This window comes from Corynebacterium sp. HMSC29G08, from assembly GCF_001806875.1.
In the GTDB taxonomy this organism is placed as follows: Bacteria; Actinomycetota; Actinomycetes; order Mycobacteriales; family Mycobacteriaceae; genus Corynebacterium.
The window spans coordinates 1-16,612 of record NZ_KV786198.1 but is presented as its reverse complement, the minus strand read 5'-3'; the positions used below and the strand labels follow the sequence as shown (position 1 = coordinate 16,612).

Annotated in this window: 13 protein-coding genes; 3 read left to right on the top strand and 10 right to left on the bottom strand. The window is 59.2% G+C overall.

The window, feature by feature from the left end; translation table 11 throughout:
* Positions 1-171: 171 nt before the first annotated feature.
* The 3 genes from HMPREF3101_RS00080 to HMPREF3101_RS00070 all read right to left on the bottom strand — a co-directional run bounded on the left by HMPREF3101_RS00080 (position 172) and on the right by HMPREF3101_RS00070 (position 4,882).
* The gene (locus HMPREF3101_RS00080; protein ID WP_070461803.1) at positions 172-969 is read right to left on the bottom strand and encodes a hypothetical protein; all 798 of its coding nucleotides are present in this window, start codon (positions 967-969) and stop codon (positions 172-174) included.
* Between the two features lie 162 nt (positions 970-1,131).
* Positions 1,132-2,652 carry an acetaldehyde dehydrogenase ExaC gene (locus tag HMPREF3101_RS00075; protein ID WP_070461801.1) on the bottom strand — a complete coding sequence of 507 codons (1,521 nt, stop codon included), beginning with the start codon at positions 2,650-2,652 and terminating at the stop codon, positions 1,132-1,134.
* A gap of 994 nt (positions 2,653-3,646) precedes the next feature.
* Positions 3,647-4,882: a hypothetical protein gene (locus HMPREF3101_RS00070; protein ID WP_070461799.1), complete on the bottom strand. Its 1,236-nt coding sequence runs from the start codon at positions 4,880-4,882 to the stop codon at positions 3,647-3,649.
* Between the two features lie 81 nt (positions 4,883-4,963).
* Between HMPREF3101_RS00070 and HMPREF3101_RS00065 the strand changes: the two genes are divergently transcribed.
* Positions 4,964-6,361, top strand: coding sequence for an AI-2E family transporter (locus tag HMPREF3101_RS00065; protein WP_371327051.1), 1,398 nt, complete (start codon positions 4,964-4,966; stop codon positions 6,359-6,361).
* Positions 6,362-6,414: 53 nt separating this feature from the next.
* Positions 6,415-6,954 (top strand): type 1 glutamine amidotransferase domain-containing protein, encoded by a 540-nt coding sequence (locus tag HMPREF3101_RS00060; protein ID WP_070461845.1) that lies wholly within the window; start codon positions 6,415-6,417, stop codon positions 6,952-6,954.
* A gap of 43 nt (positions 6,955-6,997) precedes the next feature.
* Here the strand turns inward: HMPREF3101_RS00060 and HMPREF3101_RS00055 are convergent, their stop codons facing one another.
* The 6 genes from HMPREF3101_RS00055 to HMPREF3101_RS00025 form a co-directional block, all read right to left on the bottom strand.
* The gene (locus HMPREF3101_RS00055; RefSeq protein WP_070461796.1) at positions 6,998-7,942 is read right to left on the bottom strand and encodes a sulfite exporter TauE/SafE family protein; all 945 of its coding nucleotides are present in this window, start codon (positions 7,940-7,942) and stop codon (positions 6,998-7,000) included.
* Positions 7,935-8,624 carry a sirohydrochlorin chelatase gene (locus HMPREF3101_RS00050; RefSeq protein WP_070461794.1) on the bottom strand — a complete coding sequence of 230 codons (690 nt, stop codon included), beginning with the start codon at positions 8,622-8,624 and terminating at the stop codon, positions 7,935-7,937. Before HMPREF3101_RS00050 ends, HMPREF3101_RS00055 begins: the two co-directional genes overlap by 8 nt.
* A 13-nt stretch (positions 8,625-8,637) precedes the next feature.
* Positions 8,638-9,909 (bottom strand): sulfate adenylyltransferase subunit 1, encoded by a 1,272-nt coding sequence (locus tag HMPREF3101_RS00045; RefSeq protein ID WP_070461791.1) that lies wholly within the window; start codon positions 9,907-9,909, stop codon positions 8,638-8,640.
* Positions 9,909-10,826, bottom strand: a complete 918-nt coding sequence (gene cysD / locus HMPREF3101_RS00040) for a sulfate adenylyltransferase subunit CysD (RefSeq protein WP_070461790.1) — start codon at positions 10,824-10,826, stop codon at positions 9,909-9,911. The genes HMPREF3101_RS00045 and cysD overlap by 1 nt, the downstream gene beginning before the upstream one ends.
* Before the next feature lie 26 nt (positions 10,827-10,852).
* Complete coding sequence (locus tag HMPREF3101_RS00035; RefSeq protein ID WP_371327050.1) at positions 10,853-11,632, bottom strand: phosphoadenylyl-sulfate reductase; 780 nt, start codon at positions 11,630-11,632, stop codon at positions 10,853-10,855.
* Between the two features lie 273 nt (positions 11,633-11,905).
* Positions 11,906-13,582: a nitrite/sulfite reductase gene (locus HMPREF3101_RS00025; RefSeq protein ID WP_070461784.1), complete on the bottom strand. Its 1,677-nt coding sequence runs from the start codon at positions 13,580-13,582 to the stop codon at positions 11,906-11,908.
* A gap of 259 nt (positions 13,583-13,841) precedes the next feature.
* Between HMPREF3101_RS00025 and HMPREF3101_RS00020 the strand changes: the two genes are divergently transcribed.
* Positions 13,842-15,206: an FAD-dependent oxidoreductase gene (locus tag HMPREF3101_RS00020; RefSeq protein ID WP_070461782.1), complete on the top strand. Its 1,365-nt coding sequence runs from the start codon at positions 13,842-13,844 to the stop codon at positions 15,204-15,206.
* A 36-nt stretch (positions 15,207-15,242) separates the two neighbouring features.
* Here HMPREF3101_RS00020 and HMPREF3101_RS00015 read toward each other — a convergent pair whose 3' ends face one another.
* Complete coding sequence (locus tag HMPREF3101_RS00015) at positions 15,243-16,325, bottom strand: Fic family protein (RefSeq protein WP_246816572.1); 1,083 nt, start codon at positions 16,323-16,325, stop codon at positions 15,243-15,245.
* Positions 16,326-16,612: the final 287 nt, after the last annotated feature.

Sequence of the window (16,612 nt, the reverse complement as noted above, 5' to 3'; positions counted from 1 at the left end):
AAGCACCTCGACTCAACTTCACGGCAGCCACTGTAGCAGATGGTCCCGCCGGGTTGAGTCTGTTGCACTCAATCCTTACAACGGCACATACACAAAAGTTGTTCCCACTCGACTCAACTTTTTCTATTAGAGCAGGTCAGAGCGGGTCAGAGCAGGTTATTTTCCTGACGCCTAACGCTGCAACCCCGCCATCACATCGTCAAAAAACGGACGCGCAGCAACACCCAGACCGAACAAGGCCAAGAGCCCAAGCACCACACCGGCGATGCCAAGACCCACAACCTGGTTGGTTGTCATGGAGCTCCCCGCCGCCACCATGCCACTGCCGGACTTGCCATCGGCACACATTGAAAACGCCTTGCCATAGGACAAAATCGGCCCAGCAAACTCTGGCGCGTGGTCCTTAGCCGAGTTGATGATCTCCTCGCGGATATTCCCGATGCTGCCGCCGAACAGGAGGTCGCCGATCGCGCCGCCAGCAACTGATCCGAAGTCCACGCCATACAGCGGGCCCTGATCAAGCGCTTCCTTCTGGCTGATCGTGATGGTCTGCTCAGAGATCACTTCTTTCTTCGACGCATTAATGAAGCCGACCATGCGCCAGTACTTACCCTTCTGGCTGCCCAAAGCAAGCGCGGTCTGCGCGTTGGAGATCTTCAGGTCCGGGGGACTCGGAAGGTCGCTTGCCCTCTTCACATCTTCGCGCTGGCCGTACTCCCACACGATCTTGGCCCGCTCCTTCGCCTTTTCACCTTCGAAACTGTCGCGGGCCTGCACGGCCAGGCGGGAAAAGAGTGTGGAGTATGCACCGTTGACGCGCTCCTTGTCCCGATCCGTGAACGTGATGGTGCACTGCTTGGTGTCAGCGTTGTACTCAGTTTCATACGCCTGCGCCTGCGGCGCGGCAACAATCAGGGAGGTAGCGGTGGCAGTTGCCACGGCGGTGGTGGCAAGACGTGAGATACGCATCAGCGAGTCCTTCGGTCAGGGAAACAATCTAGACTTCACTGAAAACTAACACGTTCACGTCAGCCAGTACAGGGTTTTCACATGTGAATTTGTTGGGCCGAAGCCATCCCCCAAGCCAGTTGCTGTTGTGCCCGTTATGGATCGGACGCAACAGCAACCGAACTAGAACAGGCCAGTCTCGTTCTCAGAGTAGGAAACCAGCAGGTTCTTGGTCTGCTGGTAGTGCGCCAGCATCATCAGGTGGGTTTCACGGCCGATACCGGACTTCTTGTAGCCACCGAAGGCTGCGTGCGCGGGGTACTGATGATATTGGTTCACCCACACACGACCAGCTTGGATCGCGCGGCCAGCGCGGTACGCCGTGTTTGCGGAACGAGTCCACACACCGGCGCCAAGACCGTACTCCGTGTCATTGGCAATACGGATCGCGTCGTCGTAATCCTTAAACGTGGTCACTGACATCACCGGACCGAAGATCTCCTCCTGGAACACGCGCATGTCATTGGTGCCCTTAAACACTGTCGGCTCAATGTACAGACCGTTTTCCAGACCCGAGATCGTGTTCACCCCACCACCAATGAGCACCTCAGCACCCTCCTTCGGGCCGAGCTCAAGGTAGGACTTAATCTTGTCCATCTGCTCCTGGGAGGCCTGCGCACCCATCATCACATCCGTGTCCAACGGGTTGCCAGTCTTGATGCGCTTGACGCGCTCAACGCCGAGCTCCAAGAACTCATCCGCAATGGACTCATGCACCAACGCACGCGAAGGACAGGTGCACACCTCGCCCTGGTTCAGCGCAAACATGGCGAAACCTTCAATGGCCTTGTTCCTAAAGTCATCGTCTCGGTCCATGACGTCCGCAAAGTACAGGGAAGGCGACTTGCCGCCCAGCTCCAGCGTGACCGGAATAATCTTGTCAGCCGCTGCCTTGTTAATGATCTTGCCAACCTCAGTGGAGCCGGTGAACGCGATCTTGTTAATCCGATCCGAACCGGACAGCGCCGCACCCGCCTCATCGCCGTAGCCGTTGACAATGTTCAACACACCCGGCGGGATCAGGTCTCCCACCAGATCCATCAAGTACAGGATGGACGCCGGCGTTTGCTCCGCAGGCTTCAGCACAATGGCGTTGCCCGCCGCCAGAGCTGGAGCAATCTTCCATGCGGCCATCAGCAGCGGGAAGTTCCACGGAATGATCTGTCCCACCACACCAAGCGGCTCGTGGAAGTGGTACGCCACCGTGTCATCATCAATCTGGCTGAGGCGGCCCTCCTGCGCGCGGAGCGCACCCGCGTAGTAGCGGAAGTGGTCGATGGCCAACGGGATATCAGCCGCAAGGGTTTCACGAACCGCCTTGCCATTTTCCCAGGTCTCAGCAACCGCGATCTCTTCGAGGTGCTCCTCCATCCGGTCAGCGATCTTCAGCAGCACCAAAGAGCGTTCCTGCACGCTAGTCACGCCCCACTTAGGCGCAGCCTTCTTCGCAGCATCGATAGCCAGGTTGATATCTGCCTCACGGCCACGTGCTACCTGGCAAAACACCTCTCCGGTCACAGGGGTGACATTGTCAAAGTATTCTCCCGCCACCGGGGCGACCCAGTCGCCGCCGATGTAGTTCTCATAGCGCTTGCGGAACTTGACATTCGATTCCGGGGTTCCGGGGTTGGGATAAACGGTCATGGAAGAACTCCTTTACATCTCACAGAGAATGACGAACGTGGTGTGAGCCACACTATATCGAAATTGAGTTGCAGTCCACATATCTATTTTTGCGACGTTTCTACCCCCCCACATTTGTGCGGTTTTATTGAAATCGACCATCCAGCGGCCTCATGGCACGCACCCAATGTTCGCTCGCCCGTATTGACCCGGCAGGAGCATGCATTGAAGTGGGAATATCAAGTCCGGCTCGAACATTCATTTGGCTTTTGCTTCTCGACGAAAAAACGTGCAGGAATAGGACCCTATACCAACTACAACCGCCACCATGCCTGCCAAATATGCGTGCAGACATAGTGCAATATGTGCAGGTTTAGCCTTTGCGTGTAGAACAGGTAGGCGGGTCTAATTAAGGGTGTAAAACAAAGGCAACACATTCATTGGGGGTACACCGTGAGCGAGCCGTACTTTCGCATACAACGACCAGGCGATGCAATAAGCGCGGTAAGTCAATGCTTCCGCGATGGCTACTGCAACGTTGAATGCAACGTTTACCTGCAACGTTTACTCCAACATGAGCGGGTCAACTTACCCCACAAACTTCCTGACCCCCTCCCTCAAACCGGCCCCAAACCGGCCCTAAACCGGCCCTAAAGTCACCCACCTGCGTCCTTCTTCGCTAAACCACGAATACAACACTACGGATAGATACCCAAAACACGGCCTATCCGTACTCTTCCGTTCGGGGTTTAGGCCCGAAGCCACCCTCAGACCTACGTCGGACCAGGACCTACGCCGCCTCCGGCCCAGAAGACGACAACTGGCCAGAACACTACAACCCAGAAGAACTCCTCGACACCCGCCCCAATAAACAGGTGCAACTTTTCCAAAGGGTGTGGTCGAGACTTCGGGGGTTCAGCTTGAGGCGAAAAACAATATGGAAAACAATATGGCCTAGCAGGCTGCATGCACTACTAGACCACGTTGCATCGACCGGCAACACCGGCCATTCGAGCTACTTCATGAAGTTCTCAATGATCGGGCGAGCGGCAAAGCCAGCAACACCCGTAGCAAGCAGCGTGGCAAGCACGCCGAAGATGCCCACTGCCATCAGGCCCTTCATGTCCAGCGAAGACCCGGAGGCAACCGACCCCTTCACATGATCCTCCGAGCTGCCCTGCTTGCGTCCCGAGGAACCAACAGTGGAACCGGTGGGCTTCTCCTTAACCTGGTCAGAATGCATCGAGCAAGCGGTAAACGCATCATTCATGGTAAGAATCGGCGCACCGACCTGCGGGCCAACGGAACGGATCGCAGCCTCAGCCGCAAGCGTGACATCAGAAATCTTGTAGCCCAAAAGCTTCTGCACATCCGGCTGGCCATGCTCATCCAAGAACAGATTCTTCAACACAACATCAAAGTTGGCCTTCTTCAGCTCCGTCTTCAGCGCGTCCTTTACCTTCGGCTGCGCCAACACGTTCTTGATCACAACCCTTAGGTCTAAGTCAGCCGCCTCAAGCACGTCAGCCAACGTCTTGTTCAGATCAACCTGGTTGATGGTGTTGGACAGCTCGTTTTGGAACTTCTTGTTCGCCGTCAGCTTCTCCACAATGTTGCCAATGCGAAGATTCTCCAGGTTCTTCTCCGGCTTCAAAATAGCGCCGAGAAAACCTGGATCCAGAAGAATTGGCGTCAGGTTGAATGAGTTCAGCATCTCCTTGATCGGCAGCGCCTTCATCACGTCTGCAACCGGCAGGTTCTCCTTGCCGCCAACGGCTGCCTCGAAGTCAATCTCCTTGACCACGGCATCCATATCAACGTCTTTCAGCACCTGGGCAAGCAGATCGCCGTCCAGCACGTTTTCAATGCCAACGTTTTGCACCACGCCATCAATGCCGTACGGCAGCAGCAGCGTGAACAGGTCCACGCCGTAGAAAATGCCGCCGCGCTCCAAGGCCTCATCCGGTGTCATGGTGATGACGTCCTCATCGGCGTCAAAGAATGGGTCATTTGCTGCGTTGTTCAGGCTCAGCTTCAGATCAGCGTTGTCGGTCTGCTTTGCCATCTCGGAGAACAGCAGTTTGAAGGCCGCATTGACCTTCTCTTTCTCAGACTGGGCGAAGCTGATCGAGCACTTGTTGGATTCTCGGTCATACTTCGTCTCCCAGGCATTTGCTGCAGGAGCTGCAACTACAAGCGCGGAGGCGGTGGCGGCGGCCACGGTGGCGGCGGTAAAACGGGAACGTCGCATCGACATATCCTTTAGGTAAGGGAAACAACAAAGACTTCATGGAAACTAACACGTTCGCACCTGTCTGGCACAATGTTTCAAGTGACCGAAAAGGATCAGGCCAAAGATCAGGCCAAAAACCGAAACAAGAACCCAGACAGCGGGCCGGATGTGGACGCATTTCTAACGCTGCCCACCCCAGCGGAAGCCGCGCAGGAAATGTCTGACGAACCGATTGATCGTGGGCAAGTGATTGCCTCCGACGGTCGTACGGCAGCAGCTTGGGCACTTCGCTTCATTATTGTCGTTGCTGCTACGGGTTTACTGTTCTACCTCCTCAAGTTCGTTTGGATGGGCCTGCTGCCAATCCTTCTGGCACTGATTTTCTGCACGGTGTTGTGGCCACCGGTGCGGTGGCTGAGGGACCACAAGGTGCCGTCGGCGCTGTCAGTGTTGCTGGTGCTGGTCGGTTTCTTCGGCGCGATCATCGGTATCTTCTCGGCGATGGCACCGACCGTCCGCACGCAGGGCAAGCAACTGTATGACCAGGCGCAGACCGGTATCCGCCAGATTCTGGACTGGGTGGACGGCCGCATTGACTCAGAGTTGATCGACCCGAACAAGATTCAGGAGGCCTTAGATCAGGTTGCTGGGATGGTGCAGGGGCAGGCGTCGTCAATCGCCTCTGGCGTATTTACTGGCATCGGTGCGATTGCCTCGGTGGGTACTACCCTCGCTCTGACCCTCATCCTGTCTTTCTTCTTCCTTAAGGACGGCGACCGCTTCCTCCCCTGGCTGCGCAAATACACCGGTGTACGCGCAGGCTGGCACCTGACCGAGGTGTGCATGCGTTCCTGGAACACCCTTTCCGGGTTCATCCGCACGCAGGCGATCGTGTCACTGGTGGATGCCATCTTCATCGGCATCGGCCTGATCGTCCTTGGCGTACCGCTGTGGCCGGTGCTGGCTGTCCTGACCTTCTTCGGTGGCTTCATTCCCATCGTCGGCGCGTTCACGGCGGGTGCCCTGGCGGTGATCGTTGCGCTGGTGTCCAACGGTTTCCTCAACGCGGTATTGGTACTCATCTTGATCATTGCTGTGCAGCAGATCGAGGGCAACGTTCTACAGCCAATCCTCCAGTCCCGCGCCATGGGCCTGCACGCGGCGATCGTGCTTTTGGCGGTGGCGCTGGGTGGCACCGGATTCGGCATCATCGGCGCGTTCCTGGCAGTTCCGGTGGCTGCAGTTATTGCGGTGTGGTTCCGCTACTGGGCCGAGATGGTGTCCCTGCGCGCCGGTGAGATCACCGCAGACGAGATCTCTATGGCAACGCAGCAGACCCAGACTCTGGATTCCAAGGAGTCCTTCCTGGCTATTCGTGACCACATGATGAGCATGGCCAAGCGTGACAAGGCGCACGCCGACAACCCGAAGGTGCCTGTGAAGGAAGGCCTGGGATCTACCAAGGTGCCGTTAGATCAGGACCTGCCAGAAAACTAACCCGATAACCAGCATCACGGCACGATCCAAACAAGATACGTACGGTGGGCCGCATGGCTGATCTAAACAACGCTCTAAACAATAAGACGATTGCGATTCTTTCCACCGACGGTTTCGAGGATTCGGAGCTGACTAGCCCGAAGGAGGCCGTCGAGGCCGCCGGCGCCACCACCCGCGTGGTGTCCACCGAGTCCGGTGAGATCGAAGGCAAGAACGGCACGAAGGTTGCGGTGGAGCTTCTTACTAGCGACGCCAACGTGAACGACTTCGACGCCCTCATCCTTCCCGGCGGCACCACCAACGCCGACCACATCCGTGTGGACGATGACGCCGTTGCCCTGGTCAAGGCGTTCAAGGATGCAGGCAAGCCGATCGGCGTGATCTGCCACGGTGGCTGGATTCTTACGGACGCAGACGTGATCCGTGGCGTGAAGCTGACGAGTGTAAAGAACGTCAAGACCGACCTGATCAACGCTGGTGCGAACTGGGTTGATGAGGAAGTTGTAGTTGACTCAAGCGTGATCTCCTCGCGCACCCCGGACGACCTGCCGGCGTTTAACGCCGCGCTGGTTGAGGAGTTTGCCCGTTGGTAGCCGGGTGTAGGTAGCTGCAAACTCGCCAGGAGAGAGGCCGCGCCTACTCCGCCACGGCCACGCACTGCGGCGGGTCCACCACCAGCGGTGTTGCACCCTCGGCAACAGACGCCGCCTTCGAGTTCGCCCGCGCTTTGACGGCTCCTCGCCAGCACAGCACCGCACCCAGGCACAAAAGCAGGACACGCACGACCCACAGCTGCTGATCAAGCCCCACGGCGACAAGAACTACCGGCAGGTTCAGCACTGTAATTAACGTGCCCACAAACCCGCCGAGGATGATCGGGTTGATGCGCGTCACCATCCACGCGGCAATCGGTGCGGCAATCACGCCGCCAATCAACAGCGCCACCACCGCAGCGAGGTTAGCCAGCAATTGGTTCCACATACCCACTACAAAGCCTGCGGTGGCAGCCGCTGTGACAAGGAATTCGGCGGTGTTGACGGTTCCCACGATGCGTCGCGGCTCACTACGGCCCGCGGAAAGCAAGGTGGATGTGGTTACAGGTCCCCAGCCGCCGCCACCGGTGGCGTCGATAAACCCGCCAGTCAGGCCCAACGCGGCGAGGAAACCCTTAGAGTGCGGCTTCGGCGAAAGCTTGCGTCGCGTCAGGCCGCGGGCGAAGCGGAACATCAAGTTGAAGCCAATCGCCGCAAGGACCAACGACATCACCGGCCGCGCATGTTCCATAGATAAGGAGGACAACAGCAGCGCCCCCGTAAAGGATCCGATCGCGCCCGGGATGCCAACGGCGGCCACGGTGCGCCAGTCCACGTTGCCGAAACGCCAGTGCGCCACACCAGAGACCAAGGTCGTGCCTAGCTCCGCGGTGTGCACCACCGCCGACGCCGCTGCCGGTGTCAGCCCGGCGAGCATGATCAAAATCGTGGTGGAGGTGGCGCCGAAGCCCATGCCCAGCCCGCCATCCACAAGCTGCGCCGCAAATCCGGCCACTGCGATGAAAAGCAGGGTTGCTGTACTACGCATGGGTCACCTCCAGTGAATTCAGTGCTTGGGTAAAACGCTTCGCCACCATCGCGGCCAGATCGGTTTCTAACGGCTCCGAGAAACTCGCTTGCGGCAGCGCCTCACGCGCGCGGTCCAACAGCAGCCCGTGCGTGACAAACATCGGCGCAACATGCAGGTTGCCGTGCGTACGCTCCAGCGCCTGCAGTTCTTCGACTCCTCCGCGGGTTGCGGCCACAACACTGACCGTCCGAGCAGTTTGCTTTTCGACGCCCCACGCCACCACCCCATACCGCACTGCCGCCACCGGGTCCGACGTCCCCACTGGGTACACAACCACGTGGGCGCCCGCGGGTGCGTCGGCACGCACACGCGCCGAGAGCACATCCACTAAGTCTTGGTCGGTGCCAAGCCCCTTGGCCAGCGTCAACGAAGCCTGCGTGCAAGCAAACTCGCGCGCCTGCGCTAGGTGCTTCGGCACGTCATAGCGTGCGTGGAAGGCATCGGTAAACAGCAGCGGCACGATGATGGCAGGTTCAGGGATGTGGCGTATGGCGTCGATAAGCAAAGGCTCATTGAACTCCAAGTAGGCAGCCTGCCCGTGCACCCCGAGGCGTTTCGCGGCAGCGCGGGTGAGCGCCTCAACGCCAGCGGCCGCGCGCGGGTGGCGCGAACCGTGAGCAAGGGTGATCAGAGCGGTCATGGCCGTATCTGTCCTAACGCAGGCGACGACCCACCAGGCCGGCTGCCAGTGTGTTGCCGCTTGCCTGGTCTACCAGCAGGAAGTTCCCCACCGCGCCGCGCGCCGCGTACGGCTCCACGGGAAGTTCATCGGCGGTCTGGACGGTCACATGTGCAATGTCATTAAGCTGCACGCTTTCCGGATCAGGCGTGTCCTTGTCCACACTGTCGATGTCCAAGATGCGCTCCACGCTGGCAATGCGCGCACGCACAAGCGCTGTTCCGTAACGCAGCTTCACGGCCTGCCCGGCGCGCAGCTCCTTTTCCGTAAGCGCCACGATGGTGGCGTCGAACTCGCGCACGTCCTCCGGGCGAGTATGTGATGCCAACAGGTCACCGCGGGTCAGATCGATCTCGTCGCTTAAGCGCAGCGCGATGGAGTCGCCGGTGTTGGCGGTGGTCACCTCACCGTCGGCGGTATCAATGCCTGCAACCGTGGTGGTGCGACCGTGTGGGGCGAGCACCTCGTCGCCCACGCTGATAGATCCGGCGGTGACGCGGCCTGCGTAGGCGCGGTAGTCGCTGGCGTGCTCGCGCAGCACGTATTGGATTGGGAAGCGGAAGTCCAGCCCATCGGCGCGCCCGTGGGTCACCGGGATGGATTCCAAAAGCTCAAGCACGGTCGGTCCGGTGTACCACGGTGTTTCCGCGGAACGCTCGGCAACGTTGTCGCCCTTGAGCGCACTAATCGGCACCACGTGAGGATCGGCGATGCCCAGCTCCGCGGTCTTCGCGTCGAAGGTTGCCTTGATCTGGTTGAACACGTCCTGGGAGTAGTCCACCAGATCGATCTTGTTCACGGCCAGGATCACCGTTTTGACGCCAAGCAGGCTAGCCACGTTGAGGTGGCGCACGGTTTGTTCGACGACGCCATTGCGGGCGTCTACAAGCAGGACCACGACTTGAGACGTGGACATGCCTGTAACCGTGTTGCGCGTGTACTGCACATGCCCTGGGGTATCGGCCAGGATGAACGTGCGTTTGTCGGTGGCGAAGTAGCGGTAGGCAACGTCGATAGTAATGCCCTGCTCGCGCTCAGCACGCAGGCCGTCAACCAGCAAGGACAGGTCTAGGCCCTCGAAGCCGCGGTCGGCGGAGGTGCGCTCGACCGAAGCAAGCTGGTCTGCAAGCACCGACTTCGTGTCGTGCAGCAGGCGTCCGACGAAGGTGGACTTGCCGTCATCAACAGAACCGGCGGTGCACAGGCGAAGTGTCGCGCGGTTGGCTAAAGCATTGGTGGCAGTCATCAGAAGTAGCCCTCCTTCTTGCGGTCCTCCATTGCGGACTCGCTCAAGCGGTCATCCGCGCGGGTTGCGCCGCGCTCGGTCAAGGTGGAATTGGCAATCTCTACAAGCACCTGGTCAATGGTGGCCGCATCCGAATCAACGGCACCCGTGCAGCTCATATCACCCACGGTGCGGTAGCGCACGCGGCGGGTCTCAAGCTGCTCGCCCTCCTTCGGCCCACCCCAGTCGCCGGCAGTCAGCCACATGCCGTCACGGTTGAACACCTCGCGGTCATGGGCGAAGTAGATGCTGGGCAGCTCAATGCCGCGCGCACCGATGTACTCCCACACGTCCGCTTCCGTCCAGTTGGAAATAGGGAACACGCGGATGTTCTCGCCCGGCAGCTTGCCGCCGTTGTACAGGTCCCACAACTCCGGACGCTGGCGGCGCGGATCCCAGCCTCCAAAGGAATCGCGCACAGAAAACACGCGCTCCTTGGCGCGGGCACGCTCCTCATCACGACGCGCACCACCCAACACCGCGTCATAACCAACCTCCGCGATGGTCTCCACCAGCGGCACCGTCTGCAGCGGGTTGCGCGTGCCGTCCGGGCGCTCAGTCAGATCACCACGATCGATCCAGTCCTGCACGTGCGTCACGCGAAGGCGCGCACCGGTTTCCTCAACCAAGCGGTCCCGAAACTCAATAACCTCCGGGAAATTGTGGCCCGTATCCACATGCAAAAGCTCAATCGGCATCTTCGCTGGTGCGAAAGCAAGCAGGCACAAGTGCAGCACCACGCAGGAATCCTTACCACCGGAAAACAGCAGGCCAATCTTGTCAAACTGGCCCGCTACCTCACGGATGATGTGAATGGACTCATTTTCCAAGTCCCGCAAGTGCGGTGAAAGCGGTGAAAGCGGTGAAAATTCAGTCATCGTGTTGCTCCTTGCTTACTCGTGGCTTACTCGTGCAAACCGCACTCAGTCTTCGCGGCGAATGCCCAACGCCCAGCCCGCGGATCCTCGCCCTCAGCCACCGGCATCGTGCACGTTGCACAGCCAATAGACGGATACCCTTGGCGGGTCAGCAGGTGAATAATCAAATCGTTGTCCTGCTCAAACGCTTCGGTCTCCTCCAGCGTCCACGTCACCAGCGGTGAGATCTTCAACCTGCCCGTGGCATCCAGGCTTAAGGCGGGGGCTTCGGCGCGCGTCGGTCCGTCTGCCCGCCTTAAGCCCGTAATCCAACCCACGTACGGGCTCATGTGCACCGCAAGCGGCTCCACCTTGCGCATCCGGCAGCATGCGCCAGGGTTGCGCAGGTACAGGTTCGGGCCGTATGTCTTGTCCTGGTCTGCGCGGCTCAGCTGCGCCCTCGCACGCACCAGGCGGTGCTGCGGGTAGCGCTGCTCCACCGCATCCGCCACCTCAAGTGTCTCTGGGAAGTGGTACTCCGTGTCCAAGAACAGGAAGTCCGCGCCCGGAAGGTAGCGCTTCGCAAGCTCCGCGAGCACGGTGTTTTCCATAGACAGTGTCACCGCCAACGCGCCCGGCGCGTGCTCGTGAGCCCAGGCGAGAATTTCTTGCGCGGAGGCGTGAAACAGCAACGCGCCGAAACGCTCAACCAGTGCAGCGTTGCGTTCAGCAATAGCCGGGTCTAGCGGCGCGGTTGTCTTCGGGCCCTCGGGGCTGACTTCCGGATCGCGGAAACTGGCTGTATTCAGATGCAGCATATTATTCATCTCTTTTTCCATCCCCGCCAGTATTCCCGCTCCCGACCAGCACCGCAGTGTGACCACGCCTAGCCAACGAATCCTGCAAGGCCTCAGGGGTAGAGCGCGCAGGCGCAGGCGGCGTATCGGGGGCATCTTGGCCGTGGAACTTCACTTCAAACACGCGCAGGCATTCGCCACACTTCCACGCGAAATCGGTTTCCTCGTTCGGCTCCAGCTCCTCGCCCCCGCAGTAAGGGCAGTACGTGGGAAAGTTCCGGTTCGGGTTGGGTGCGCGGCGCATTACTTCAGGTCCTCCTCATCGGCGCGTTGCACCCAGGTGCGGAACGTCTCGGCCGGCTCGCGCTTGTCCAGGTAGTTGCCCACAACGCGCGTGACGTAGTCTGTCAGCTCGCTGGAAAGCACCTTGTGTCCGCGCAGCTTGCGGCCAAAGTTCGCGCCCTCACCGATCGTGCCGCCCAGGTGTACTTGGAAGCCCTCGACTTTTTCGCCGTGGCCGTTGTCCACCATCTGGCCTTTCAACCCAATGTCTGAGACCTGGTGGCGCGCGCACGCATTCGGGCAACCATTGAGAGAAATGCTGATTGGGGAATCCAGGTCCCCGAATCGCTCCTCCAGCTCATCAGCCAGCTCAATCGCGCGGGACTTCGTGGTCACATGCGCCAGCTTGCAAAACTCCAGGCCAGTGCACGAAATCAGGCCGCGTCTAAACTCGCTCGGCTCACTGGAAAGCCCCAACGCTTCCAATTCGAGCTTGAGCTTTTCTATGTCCCCGCGATCCACGCCCAACAACAACAGCTCCTTAAACGGAGTAAATCGCAACTGGGTCACACCGAACTTCTCTGCTGTATCGGCCACGGCAATGAGCTGCTCACCAGACATGTGGCCAAGGGTTGGCTTCACGCCGATGTAGACACGTCCGTCCTTTTGTTCGTGTACGCCAATATGGTCGCGGTCTACAAGGTTGTTGGGCGCGTGTGGGCCGTCGGGAAGCTTGTAGCCCAAGTAGTCATCTTCCAGGACCTGGCGAAACTTCTCCACGCCCCACTTCTGCACCAAGAACTTCAGGCGCGCCCGGTTGCGCAGACGACGGTAGCCGTAGTCGCGGAAGATGCGCACCACGTTCGCCCACACCTCCGGCACCTGTTCAAGTGTGATAAACGCACCGAGCGACTGCGCCAACATCGGGTTAGTGGACAACCCTCCTCCTACGAAGCACTCGAAGCCAGGGCCAAGCTCGGGGTGCTCGACGCCAATAAACGCGAGATCGTTGATCTCGTGCACCACGTCCTGGCGCGCATTGCCGGAGATTGCGGACTTGAACTTGCGCGGCAGGTTCTGGAACTCCGGGTCCATAAAAATCTGTTGGACTTTCTGGATCGCCGGGGTGGCGTCAATAATCTCGTCTTTGGCAATACCCGCCACCGGCGAGCCCAACACCACGCGCGGTACATCCCCGCAAGCATCCCACGTGTTCAGGTCGTTGGCTTCGAGCTTCTCCCAGATCGCCGGGACATCTTCAATACGCACCCAGTGGAACTGGATATTCTGCCTATCCGTCAGATCCACCGTGGAGCGGGCGTAATCGCGCGAGAGTTCGCCTACTGCGCGGGCTTGTGTGGTGGAGCAGATACCGCCGTCAAAGCGAATGCGCATCATGAAGTACTTGTCTTCCAGCACCTTGTTGTCCTCGCCGGTGAACTCACCGCCCAGGTTCTGCTTGCGCTGCGTGTACAAGCCGAGCCACTTGAAGCGCGGGTAGAGGTCCTCGCGGTCGATAGCGTCGAAGCCCTTTTTGGAGTAGGTGTCAATCACGCGCTGCTTGACGTCCCAAATCTCGGAGTCCTGCTTGATGGCTTCGTCGGTGTTGAGGGGAGCTTGGCCGTTGATAAGCCACTGGCCCTCCGGTTTTGGGGCGCGGGCTTTTGTAGCTGGCTTGGTTACTGCTGGTGCGCTCATGGCCACTTCCTGACTAGACCGATCGGTTTATTCAATGCCGCGTATTTGCGTTGTTTGGCAAGCTTGCCGTACCGGTAGGTCTATTGTAATAAGCAGATCAAGAAAGCATGTTTAAGTGGGACGTTAATAGTGAATCTTATTCTTTGACAGCACCGGATTGAATGATTGAGTGGTGATGCGCCAAAGTTGCACCGATTAGCAGACCGCTTTGTCTATCAGCTATATTGGCAACGATACGTATAACGAAAGGAACCAACTCATGACCTTGCGCGTGGCCGTAGTCGGCGCCGGACCAGCCGGCATCTACGCATCCGACCTGTTGATCAACAACAAAGAGCTGGACATTCACGTCGACCTCTTCGAGCAGATGCCAGCACCATTCGGCCTCATCCGTTACGGCGTGGCACCCGACCACCCGCGCATCAAGGGCATTGTGAAATCCCTGCACAACGTGCTGGACAAAGACAACCTGCGCCTCATCGCCAACGTCACTGTCGGCCGCGACATCACCGTCGAAGAGCTGACCGACTATTACCACGCAGTGGTGTTCTCCACTGGCGCAGTACGCGACCGCGAGCTGCTCATCCCAGGCGGTGACAAGTCCATCGGCGCTGGTGAATTCGTCGGCTTCTACGACGGCAACCCGCGCTTCGAGCGCTCCTGGGACCTCACCGCTGAGGAAGTTGCCGTTATCGGCGTTGGCAACGTGGCGCTGGACATCTCCCGCGTGCTGGCAAAGACCGCCGATGAACTGGCAGTTACGGAGATTCCGGACAACGTCTATGAGTCCTTAAAGCAGAACAAGGCAACAACGGTCCACATGTTCGGCCGCCGCGGCCCCGCACAGGCGAAGTTCACGCCGAAGGAACTGCGCGAGCTGGATGAGTCCCCGACCATTCAGGTGCTCGTCGACCCAGAGGATATTGACTACGACCAGCTGTCCGAGGAAGTCCGCCGCGCCGACAAGTCCGTTGACCTGGTCTGCTCCGTGCTGGAGTCCTACGCCATGCGCGAGCCGGACGATAGCCCGCACAAGATCCACATCCACTTCTTCGAGGAGCCGGTTGAGGTATTGACGGATGACGCTGGAGCGATCACCGGCATCCGCACCGAGCGCCAAGAACTCGACGGCCAGGGCGGCATCACCGGTACCGGCAAGTTCACCGACTGGCCAGTGCAACAGGTCTACCACGCTGTTGGCTACCGCTCCGAGCCTGTCGAGGGCGTCCCGTTCGACCTTGAGCGCCACGTCATTCCTAACGACGGCGGCCACGTCCTCACCGAAGCAGACGGCAACATCGTGCCGAAGCTCTACACCACCGGCTGGATCAAGCGCGGCCCTGTTGGCCTGATCGGAAACACCAAGTCCGACGCCAAGGAGACCACCGACATGCTGGTCGCCGACGGTTTGGCCGGCAACCTTGCCACTCCGGCCAATAACGGCGCCGACGCCATCCTCGACCTCCTGCGTTCCCGCGGCGTGGACTACGCCACTTGGGAAGGGTGGTACAAACTCGACGAAGCCGAGCGTGCCCTCGGCGCCGCCGACACCGCATTCCCGCGCGAGCGCAAGAAGATCGTGGAGTGGGAAGAGATGCTCGGCCACTCCCGCGCCGGCGAATAGTCGGCGCCCGGGGGGACGGGAGTTGGTATTTAGGGGCTAGCGCCGGGTCAAGATCGCCACTGCGCGGCGATGCAGGAAGATCTTGGACCGACCCGCATCTAACTCCTCTAGTACCCCAACCTGGGCGAGTTTGCTCAACCATGTCGATGCTGTCTGACGATGCGCCAACCCAGCATCAACCACGTCTGCAATCCGAATGTAGGGCTTTTGAAACAGTAACTCGCTCAGTTCGTATGCGGGTGACACGCCGGCGTCGCGAATCGCCTGCTCCGTTCGCTGCTGTTCCTCCCGCAAATCCTTAATCAACGCCCTGGCAGCGGCCGCCGAATGTTCCACCGCCGTAACCATGAATACGATCCAATCTTCCCAGGCGTCATTCTCGGTGACAGCCGCAAGCAGTTCGTAGTATCGCTCCTTGTTATCCACGATGTACCCGGACATGTAAAGCACCGGAAGCGTCAACACGCCTGTCTGCAGCAAGAGCAGAATATTGAGGATCCTGCCGGTCCTACCGTTGCCGTCATAAAACGGGTGGATCGCCTCAAACTGGTAATGCGTCAACGCCATTAGCACTAACGGATCCAACCCGTGCGGCGAGTAAATGTAGCGCTCCCAGGCGCTCAAATGACGCTCAATAACGTCTTTGCCCTCCGGCGGCGTATAGCGTCGGCGCTGCGTGAACGGGTCACCAATGTACGTACCCGGCGTTGAGCGAATAGCCGTTGGTTGGCCTTGCAGTTGCGAACAAATCTCCTTCGCCAGCTTCTCCGAAACCGGTTGATTATCAATCCGACTTGCACCGTGACGCAGCGCAACCGTGTAACGCAGCGCCTCTTTCGTCGCTGGACTTGGCGTTGGATCCACGTCCCACTCTGCACGGAAGAGTTCATCGTTGGTCGTGACAATGTTCTCAATCTCCGTCGAAGCCTGCGCTTCCCGCAGTGGGATCGTCGCCGTAATAATGTCCGGGTTTGGAATCAGCTCACACGCCGTGTTGAGCGCCGCCAGTTCCCGCGAGGCAGCAATAACCGCTTTGAGCACCCGTGCAGTCTCCACCTCACCCGCTGGAGGAAGCGGCGGCAACTGGTTGTAGGGCACGTTCGGATCAAAGATAGCCATGACGGCAGCGTAAGCGGATTCCTCACGACGTGTCGAATTTCGCCCCTTTTTCGACATAATGCCCTCGACATGTCGAACCGTTCGACATATCGACAGGGACGTGTCGAAATTACGGCCCGTTTTCGACATATCGGTATCTTTTGTGAGTAGATGTTCGGTCAACTCCTGACAAATCACGCATCACCCGTTTCCAGGCCCGTTGTGAACCGCTCCGGCGAAAGAATTCAGAAAGAATTCAGTGCCCTGGGGCGGATGTTCAGAAGACTGAAATGGTAGCGGTGTGGTGA

What these genes read in the sequence shown, in the direction of transcription:
- HMPREF3101_RS00035 (WP_371327050.1), bottom strand. Translation starts at nt 11,632, where the DNA reads ATGAATAATATGCTGCATCTGAATACAGCCAGTTTCCGCGATCCGGAA.
- HMPREF3101_RS00070 (WP_070461799.1), bottom strand. Translation starts at nt 4,882, where the DNA reads ATGCGACGTTCCCGTTTTACCGCCGCCACCGTGGCCGCCGCCACCGCC.
- HMPREF3101_RS00025 (WP_070461784.1), bottom strand. Translation starts at nt 13,582, where the DNA reads ATGAGCGCACCAGCAGTAACCAAGCCAGCTACAAAAGCCCGCGCCCCA.
- HMPREF3101_RS00075 (WP_070461801.1), bottom strand. Translation starts at nt 2,652, where the DNA reads ATGACCGTTTATCCCAACCCCGGAACCCCGGAATCGAATGTCAAGTTC.
- HMPREF3101_RS00055 (WP_070461796.1), bottom strand. Translation starts at nt 7,942, where the DNA reads ATGCGTAGTACAGCAACCCTGCTTTTCATCGCAGTGGCCGGATTTGCG.
- HMPREF3101_RS00020 (WP_070461782.1), top strand. Translation starts at nt 13,842, where the DNA reads ATGACCTTGCGCGTGGCCGTAGTCGGCGCCGGACCAGCCGGCATCTAC.
- HMPREF3101_RS00060 (WP_070461845.1), top strand. Translation starts at nt 6,415, where the DNA reads ATGGCTGATCTAAACAACGCTCTAAACAATAAGACGATTGCGATTCTT.
- cysD (WP_070461790.1), bottom strand. Translation starts at nt 10,826, where the DNA reads ATGACTGAATTTTCACCGCTTTCACCGCTTTCACCGCACTTGCGGGAC.
- HMPREF3101_RS00050 (WP_070461794.1), bottom strand. Translation starts at nt 8,624, where the DNA reads ATGACCGCTCTGATCACCCTTGCTCACGGTTCGCGCCACCCGCGCGCG.
- HMPREF3101_RS00045 (WP_070461791.1), bottom strand. Translation starts at nt 9,909, where the DNA reads ATGACTGCCACCAATGCTTTAGCCAACCGCGCGACACTTCGCCTGTGC.
- HMPREF3101_RS00080 (WP_070461803.1), bottom strand. Translation starts at nt 969, where the DNA reads ATGCGTATCTCACGTCTTGCCACCACCGCCGTGGCAACTGCCACCGCT.
- HMPREF3101_RS00015 (WP_246816572.1), bottom strand. Translation starts at nt 16,325, where the DNA reads ATGGCTATCTTTGATCCGAACGTGCCCTACAACCAGTTGCCGCCGCTT.